6 protein-coding genes and 1 pseudogene are annotated in these 6,258 nt (G+C 69.6%); 2 read left to right on the forward strand and 5 right to left on the reverse strand.

What is annotated here, in order from left to right:
- Positions 1–200: 200 nt before the first annotated feature.
- A complete protein-coding gene (locus ACZ6TV_RS54695; protein ID WP_465309599.1) occupies positions 201–1,154 on the reverse strand; it encodes a methyltransferase in 954 nt (317 codons plus the stop codon).
- A 61-nt stretch (positions 1,155–1,215) separates the two neighbouring features.
- Between ACZ6TV_RS54695 and ACZ6TV_RS54700 the strand changes: the two genes are divergently transcribed.
- A complete protein-coding gene (locus tag ACZ6TV_RS54700) occupies positions 1,216–2,250 on the forward strand; it encodes an iron-containing redox enzyme family protein (protein ID WP_465309601.1) in 1,035 nt (344 codons plus the stop codon).
- On the opposite strand, the gene ACZ6TV_RS54705 is transcribed toward ACZ6TV_RS54700, so the two are convergent.
- Positions 2,202–2,435 (reverse strand): CDGSH iron-sulfur domain-containing protein, encoded by a 234-nt coding sequence (locus ACZ6TV_RS54705; RefSeq protein ID WP_465309603.1) that lies wholly within the window; start codon positions 2,433–2,435, stop codon positions 2,202–2,204. The two genes, ACZ6TV_RS54700 and ACZ6TV_RS54705, sit on opposite strands and share 49 nt — an antisense overlap.
- A gap of 765 nt (positions 2,436–3,200) precedes the next feature.
- Between ACZ6TV_RS54705 and ACZ6TV_RS54710 the strand changes: the two genes are divergently transcribed.
- Positions 3,201–3,734, forward strand: coding sequence for a flavodoxin family protein (locus tag ACZ6TV_RS54710; protein WP_465309605.1), 534 nt, complete (start codon positions 3,201–3,203; stop codon positions 3,732–3,734).
- Here ACZ6TV_RS54710 and ACZ6TV_RS54715 read toward each other — a convergent pair.
- The 3 genes and pseudogenes from ACZ6TV_RS54715 to ACZ6TV_RS54725 all read right to left on the reverse strand — a co-directional run bounded on the left by ACZ6TV_RS54715 (position 3,668) and on the right by ACZ6TV_RS54725 (position 5,879).
- Positions 3,668–4,813 carry a glutathione-independent formaldehyde dehydrogenase gene (locus ACZ6TV_RS54715; protein WP_465309607.1) on the reverse strand — a complete coding sequence of 382 codons (1,146 nt, stop codon included), beginning with the start codon at positions 4,811–4,813 and terminating at the stop codon, positions 3,668–3,670. The genes ACZ6TV_RS54710 and ACZ6TV_RS54715 overlap by 67 nt on opposite strands.
- A gap of 68 nt (positions 4,814–4,881) precedes the next feature.
- Positions 4,882–5,007, reverse strand: a pseudogene (locus ACZ6TV_RS54720) (VOC family protein); the annotation flags it as partial.
- Positions 5,008–5,309: 302 nt separating this feature from the next.
- Positions 5,310–5,879: a hypothetical protein gene (locus tag ACZ6TV_RS54725; protein WP_465309609.1), complete on the reverse strand. Its 570-nt coding sequence runs from the start codon at positions 5,877–5,879 to the stop codon at positions 5,310–5,312.
- Positions 5,880–6,258 lie beyond the last annotated feature (379 nt).

Below are 6,258 nucleotides of genomic sequence, written 5' to 3' on the forward strand. Positions count from 1 at the left end.
TGCGCTGAACCCTGCCCTTTCTCTTCTCCCGCGTGTTGGGGGGGATCTTGGCGTTTTCTTCTCCGCCGGTCGTGGTTTTTTTTTGGGGGGGGGGGGGGGGGGGGACCCCCCCCCCCCCCCCCCCGACGGTGAGCCGCTGCTGCGCGATGGTGCCAGCGGCGGCTGCGGGACCGGATGCGGTCAGTGACATCGTGTGCCTTTCAGGGGCGGGTCGCGGTGAGCACGGCGAGGGCGATCCGCTCAGCGTGCGCGTAGGCGGAGCTGTCCAGGTTCTCGCTGTAGGCGTCCGGATCGACTTCTCGGTATGTCCAGCGCAGGTCGGTGCCGGCGAGTCGTTCCGTGACCGCGGCCAGCAGCGGGTCGTGGCCCTCGACGATGCCGGTGCCGCTGAACAGCACCAGTGAGCCACCGGCGGCCAGCCGTTGCACGGCACTGCCGAGGACGGACAGCGGCAGGTCGTGGCCGTGCGGGCCCCCGCCGTCGCGGTAGGTCCGCCCCTCGGGGTCGATCATGAACGGCGGGTTCGAGACGATCAGGTCGAACGACCCGTCCACGTCGTGCAGCAGGTCACTGTGACGGATCTGGACCCGGCGGGCACGGGCGAGCGAGGCGTTGACCCGGGCGAACCGCAGCGCGGCCGGGTTGATGTCGACCGCGACTACCTCGGCTTCCGGTGCGTGTCTGGCGACCGTCACGGCCACCGCGCCGGACCCGCAGCCGATGTCTACGATCCGTCGCGGCGGGTGCTGTCTGGTGCGCAGGTGCGCAACGGCGGCATCGGCCGCGCGGTGCGTGTCGGGCCCGAAGAAGACCGCGTCCGGCGCCGACGGCGGGAAGGCCGAGTGGATGAACAGTTCGCCGCCGTACGTGGAACACCGGATCAGGCTCTGCCACCTGTCGCCGTCCCGCCGCAGCACGCCGGCGGCGTCCATCAGCGCCACGATGCCCTCCGGCAGCACGCCGGGGCCGAACGGCCGGTTCCAGCCCAGCACGTCGCGGAGGTCTCGGGCCCGGGCGTTGCCGGGACGGCGGTTGACCCGATCGTGCGTGGCCGGTGTGACGGTGGTGAAGCGGTAGCCGAGGGCCTTCACCGCGACGCCCAACCTGCGCAGGGCGGTGTCGGGATGCAACGGTGCCTCCGTGGCTGTGCTCATGGCCTCCGGGTTCTCCCGCAAAATGCCGCTTAACCAGATCAAATGAGGGAACACGACTGCCATGTTCATCCCCGCGGCCCGAGGTCCGGTCTCCGCCGCGCTGGGGCATGCGCTGACCGGCGTCTCATCTGATCTGCCTGCCGGCTCGGAGCAGCACCTCGCCATCGGCGTCGACCCGTTCACCGATGAGGACCTCCAGCTCACCCTGCACATCTGTTACGAGCTGCACTACCGCGGATTCGACGACGTCGACGACCGGTGGGAATGGGACCCCGGCCTGCTGGCGCTGCGGCGATTCGCCGAGGAGCGTTTCGAGTCGGCGCTGCACCGGCTCGTACCGATGGCCGCACCGCTGCCGGCGGACGAGGTGCCGCATGCCCTGGCGGCGCTGGTCGAGCACGACGAGGGACCGTCGCTGTCCAAATACCTGAACGGCCGGGCGACGATCGGGCAGTTCCGCGAGTTCGTCATGCACCGGTCGGTGTACCACCAGCGGGAGGCCGATCCGCACACCTGGGCGATACCGAGGCTGGCGGGCCAGGCCAAGGCTGCGCTCGTGGAGATCCAGGCCGACGAGTACGGCGGCGGGCAACTGCCACGGATGCACGCGGAGCTGTTCCGCGTCACCATGCGTGAACTCGGCCTGGACGACACCTACGGCGCCTACCTCGACGCCGTGCCCGCCATCACCCTGGCCACCAACAACCTCATGTCGCTGTTCGGCTTCCACCGGCGGCTGCGCGGCGCGATTGTCGGACATCTCGCCGTGTACGAGATGACGTCGTCGCTGCCGAACCGCCGCTACGGCAACGGCCTGCGCCGGCTCGGCGGCAACCCCGACGCGACTCGCTTCTACGATGAGCACGTCGAGGCCGACGCGGTGCATGAACAGATCGCCGCGCACGACATGTGCGGCTCGTTCTGCGCCGACGAACCGGACCAGGCGCCGATGGTGCTGTTCGGCGCGGAGTGCGCCCTCGCGCTCGACGCAAAGTTCGGCGAACACGTCCTGGGCCGCTGGGCCAAGCGGAACAGTTCCCTGCGTGCTCAGACGTCCTCCAGAGGCCGCCTGCTGGCCGGCGCGCTGGATGCCTGAAAACCGACGGCCTTGTGGGTACCGTCGCAGAACGGCTTGACCGCGGACCGGCCGCACCGGCACAGCGCGACGGTACGCCGGCCCGGATCCCCGACCTCGCCGTCCTGGGTCAGCAGGGTGAACGACCCACGCAGCAACAACGGCCCGTCTTCGCAAGCAGTGACAGAGACATGCTCATAATCCATGCCTATTCGAATGCCGCTTCAGGCCCGGGCAAACACGCCCGAACGGCACACGAAGACTGCCACGCACCACCACCCACCACCTCTCATCCCGCACCACATCCGGGAACCAGGGCGGGGACCCGCGACGGCATACCGCAGGCCACGTCGTAGCGAGTGTCGTAGCGAGTGTCGTAGCGAGTTGGGGGAGCGGCCGGCGTCAGTAGCGCTCAGCACCGCGCAGTACGCTACCGGCGGGTCGCGGCCCGCTTGCTCGGCGAGAGGACCCCTGCCAGGTCGATGACCGGACAGTGCGCCAGCGGTGCAGATCCTGCTTGTCGAGGACGACGCTGGTACGAGCCGATGGCCCCGGAAGCGTTGAAACGACGCCCTGGGCAGCCGCCTGCACGTCGCCCGTGACGGCGAGCAGGCCTTGACTTCTCCGGCTCCCCGGCCCGGCTGCGGCGCGACCCGGGCGGCGATCAGCCAGCCCGAGTCCCACCCTCGACGGGCATCCCCGAGAGCGGCACCGAAATGACGATGACTCACAGGTCTGGGGGCCGGGTACCGGTCACATCATGTCGACCTTGAAAGCCCTCGTTCTGGTGTGTTCCCTGAAGAAGTCCCCCGCCCCGTCCAGCTCCGAACTGCTCGGCCGGGAGGTCCTGACCGCGCTCGCCGACCACGACGTCGACGGGGAGGTGATCCGCGTCGTCGACCACGGACATCCGCTTCGGCGTCTCCACCGACGAGGGCGACGGCGACGCCTGGCCACAGATCCGCCGCAAGTTGCTCGACGCGCACATCCTGGTGATCGCGACCCCGATCTGGATGGGCCAGCCCGCGTCGGTGTGCAAGGTGGTCCTCGAACGCCTGGACGCCGAACTGTCCGAGACCGACAAGCAGGGCCGGCTCCTCACGTACGGCAAGGTCGCCACCGTCGCCGTGGTCGGCAACGAGGACGGCGCCCACCACACCACCGCCGAGGTCTTCCAGGCGCTCAACGACGTCGGGTTCACCATCCCCGCCGCCGGCGGCACGTACTGGGTCGGCGAGGCCATGCAGAAGACCAACTACAACGACGCCGGCCCGAAACCCGACACCACTGGTGCCGCCACGAAGACCCTCGCCGCCAACGCCACCCACCTCGCCCGACTCCTCGCCGACACCCCGTACGAACCCCTCGAACTGACCGACCGTCCAAACCAACGAGCCACCGTCCGGTCTCGCCGGGCGGCGGCTCGCGGTTGTTACACTCAGTTTCCGGACGGGTGCAGCAGCACTTTGGTCCAACCGCTGTCGCGCTGGTCGAAGTGGCGGTAGCCCTCGGCCGCCTCCTGCAGCGGCAGCTCTTGGGAGACCAGGAACGACGGCGTGGCGCGGCCGGCGATGATCAGGTCGCGCAGCTGCCGGTTGTACCGCATGACCGGGCACTGTCCAGTGCCCATCCGCTGGCCCTTGCTGAAGAAGGTGCCGTAGTCGAACGCGACCCGGCCCTCCTTCGCCCCGTCGGTGGACGCTCCCGGGTCCTCGGGTACGTAGACGCCGACGACGCCGATCCCGCCGGTGGAGCGCACCGCCTTGACGAGGTTGTCCAGCACCAGTTCCGGGTGCTCCCGCCCGGAGGGGTCATGCGCCTGGTAGCCGACGGCTTCGACACCACAGTCCGCCCCGCGCCCGTTGGTCGTGTCCAGGATCTGCTCGACAGCGTCGCCCCGGCTGAAGTCGATCGGCGTCGCCCCGATCTTCCCGGCCAGGTCGAGCCGGTCGCGTTCCTTGTCCACGACGTACACCTCGGACGCCCCGCGGATCATCGCGCTGTGCGCGGCGAGGAGCCCCACCGGGCCGGCGCCGAACACGACCACCCGGTCGCCGGGCTGCATCCCGGCCAGCTCGGTGCCGTGCCAGCCGGTCGGGAAGATGTCCGACAGCATCGTGAAGTCGTTCTCGTGCTCCGTGCCCGCCGGTAGCTCCAGCAGGTTGAAGTCCGCGTACGGCACCCGCAGAAACTCTGCCTGCCCGCCGTCGTACGGGCCCATATTCGCGTAGCCGTAGGCGGCACCGTCCATGCCGTCGATCGGGTTCATGCGCAGGCAGAAGCTCGTCCACCCCGACACGCAGTTGCGGCACGCACCGCAGGCGATGTTGAACGGCACCGAAACCCGGTCGCCGACCTTCACCCGGCCGACCGCGTTCCCGACCGCCTCCACGACGCCCATGTTCTCGTGCCCGAGGACCTTACCCTCCTCGACGGATGTGCGACCCTCGTACATGTGCAGATCCGAACCACAGATGTTCGTGGTGGTGATCCGCACGATCGCGTCGGTCGGCGCCTGAATCGTCGGATCCGGCACGTCTCGCACCGCGACGTCGCGCGGGCCCTGATAAACCACGGCCTTCATGGGCTCCTCCTTCAGCGAGTACCCGGCTCCCGTGCCCGCTGCGGCGGGCCGTAAACGGGCAGCGCACCTCAGCTCACGGACCGCAGCTGGCAGAACTCGCTGCCCTCCGCATCGCGCAACACGACGAAGCGCTCGTCGTCGCGCTGGTCCACGTCGGCGTAGGTCGCGCCGAGATCGAGCAGCCGCCCCACCTCCGTGTCGACGTCGCCGCCGCCTCAATCACGAGGACGGGGACGGTCATGGTCCTTGCCCGATTCACTGCCGTCATCGGCCGCAGAAACTCGAGGAAGCCATGCGTGGCATGGCCGCCTAGGTGCCGCTACGGACGGAAGTGGCGCTCCGCCGGACCGAGCTCGGATCGCCGCCCTTCCGTAGAACGGCAACCGCCGCGCCGGTCAGCACACCCGCTCCTCATACACGTGGAGGCCGGTCGGTCTTGGCGCAATGACTCGTCAGCGAGGACTGACACGCGCCGGCCAGCCAGCCCGGTCTCGGGCTATACGAATTGCCGCCATGTCCGCCTAGCCGTCTCCCACGTGCTCCGGGTGCTCGACCTCGACTTCTGCTGCTCGCCGGCCAGGGCACTGATCGCCAGCAGCGCGCCGGTAAAGATCGGAATCGACCACTGGGCCACGCGGAGCCTGCGCTGTGCGTCGCTGATGTCCGGCGGTGTGTCCGGGCCCGGCTCTGTGACACCGGCAACCGACACCTCACCGGCCCGCTCGATCCTCCGGCCCAGCACCCGGCTGTACGCGGTGGCGCCGAGCGCGGCGATGGTGAGGCCGGTCTTGACCGCGCTCATCGCGGCGACACCCCTCTCGTTGGTGACCCGGTCGGCGTTGGTGGCGAGCAGTCCGGCCGCGCCGGCAAGATGGCTGCCGATCGCTGCGGCGTTGACCGGCTTCCATCGGCTCCAGCCGACTGACGCGACCCTCATCCGCTCACGTGGATCGTGGACCTTGGCGGCTGCGCCGTTGAGCCCTACCGCCCCCATCAGCGACCCGCCGAACCATGTGGCGAGTCCGGCGTCATGCATCGCCCGCAGCACCGTATTGCGCTCAGACATGCCCACTCCTTTGCGAGGTACAGCCTTATCGGTTGACGGCGCGTTGTGTACCCGGGTGGCGCCGGGACATGCCCCGCCGGTGCTCGACGTAACAGACGAGGCCGTCGACGCCGGCGACCTTGCAGCGTGCACCTCATGGCTGCCCGCGCCGCACCCGCGTTTTCGAACTCAGCGCGCGGATGCGGTCGACGCGGACGAGTCCCGCGATCCGTTCAGGGTCGTGCCCGGTGCTGAGGCGTGCATGACCGCCCACCGCCGCCGGCCTGCACGACAGACATGCTCGGTCACCCCCTCGTGGTGCTGCGCTGGCGGCGATCTCCACGTTCGGGGTCGCGGCGTTCGCGGGGTGCGGTGCCGGTCCGGCGCCGCGCGGTGCGCT

The organism is Dactylosporangium sp. NPDC051087 (assembly GCF_055586325.1).

Coding starts and splice junctions, on each gene's coding strand:
- ACZ6TV_RS54695 (WP_465309599.1), bottom strand. CDS start 1,154: ATGAGCACAGCCACGGAGGCACCGTTGCATCCCGACACCGCCCTGCGC.
- ACZ6TV_RS54700 (WP_465309601.1), top strand. CDS start 1,216: ATGTTCATCCCCGCGGCCCGAGGTCCGGTCTCCGCCGCGCTGGGGCAT.
- ACZ6TV_RS54705 (WP_465309603.1), bottom strand. CDS start 2,435: ATGGATTATGAGCATGTCTCTGTCACTGCTTGCGAAGACGGGCCGTTG.
- ACZ6TV_RS54715 (WP_465309607.1), bottom strand. CDS start 4,813: ATGAAGGCCGTGGTTTATCAGGGCCCGCGCGACGTCGCGGTGCGAGAC.
- ACZ6TV_RS54725 (WP_465309609.1), bottom strand. CDS start 5,879: ATGTCTGAGCGCAATACGGTGCTGCGGGCGATGCATGACGCCGGACTC.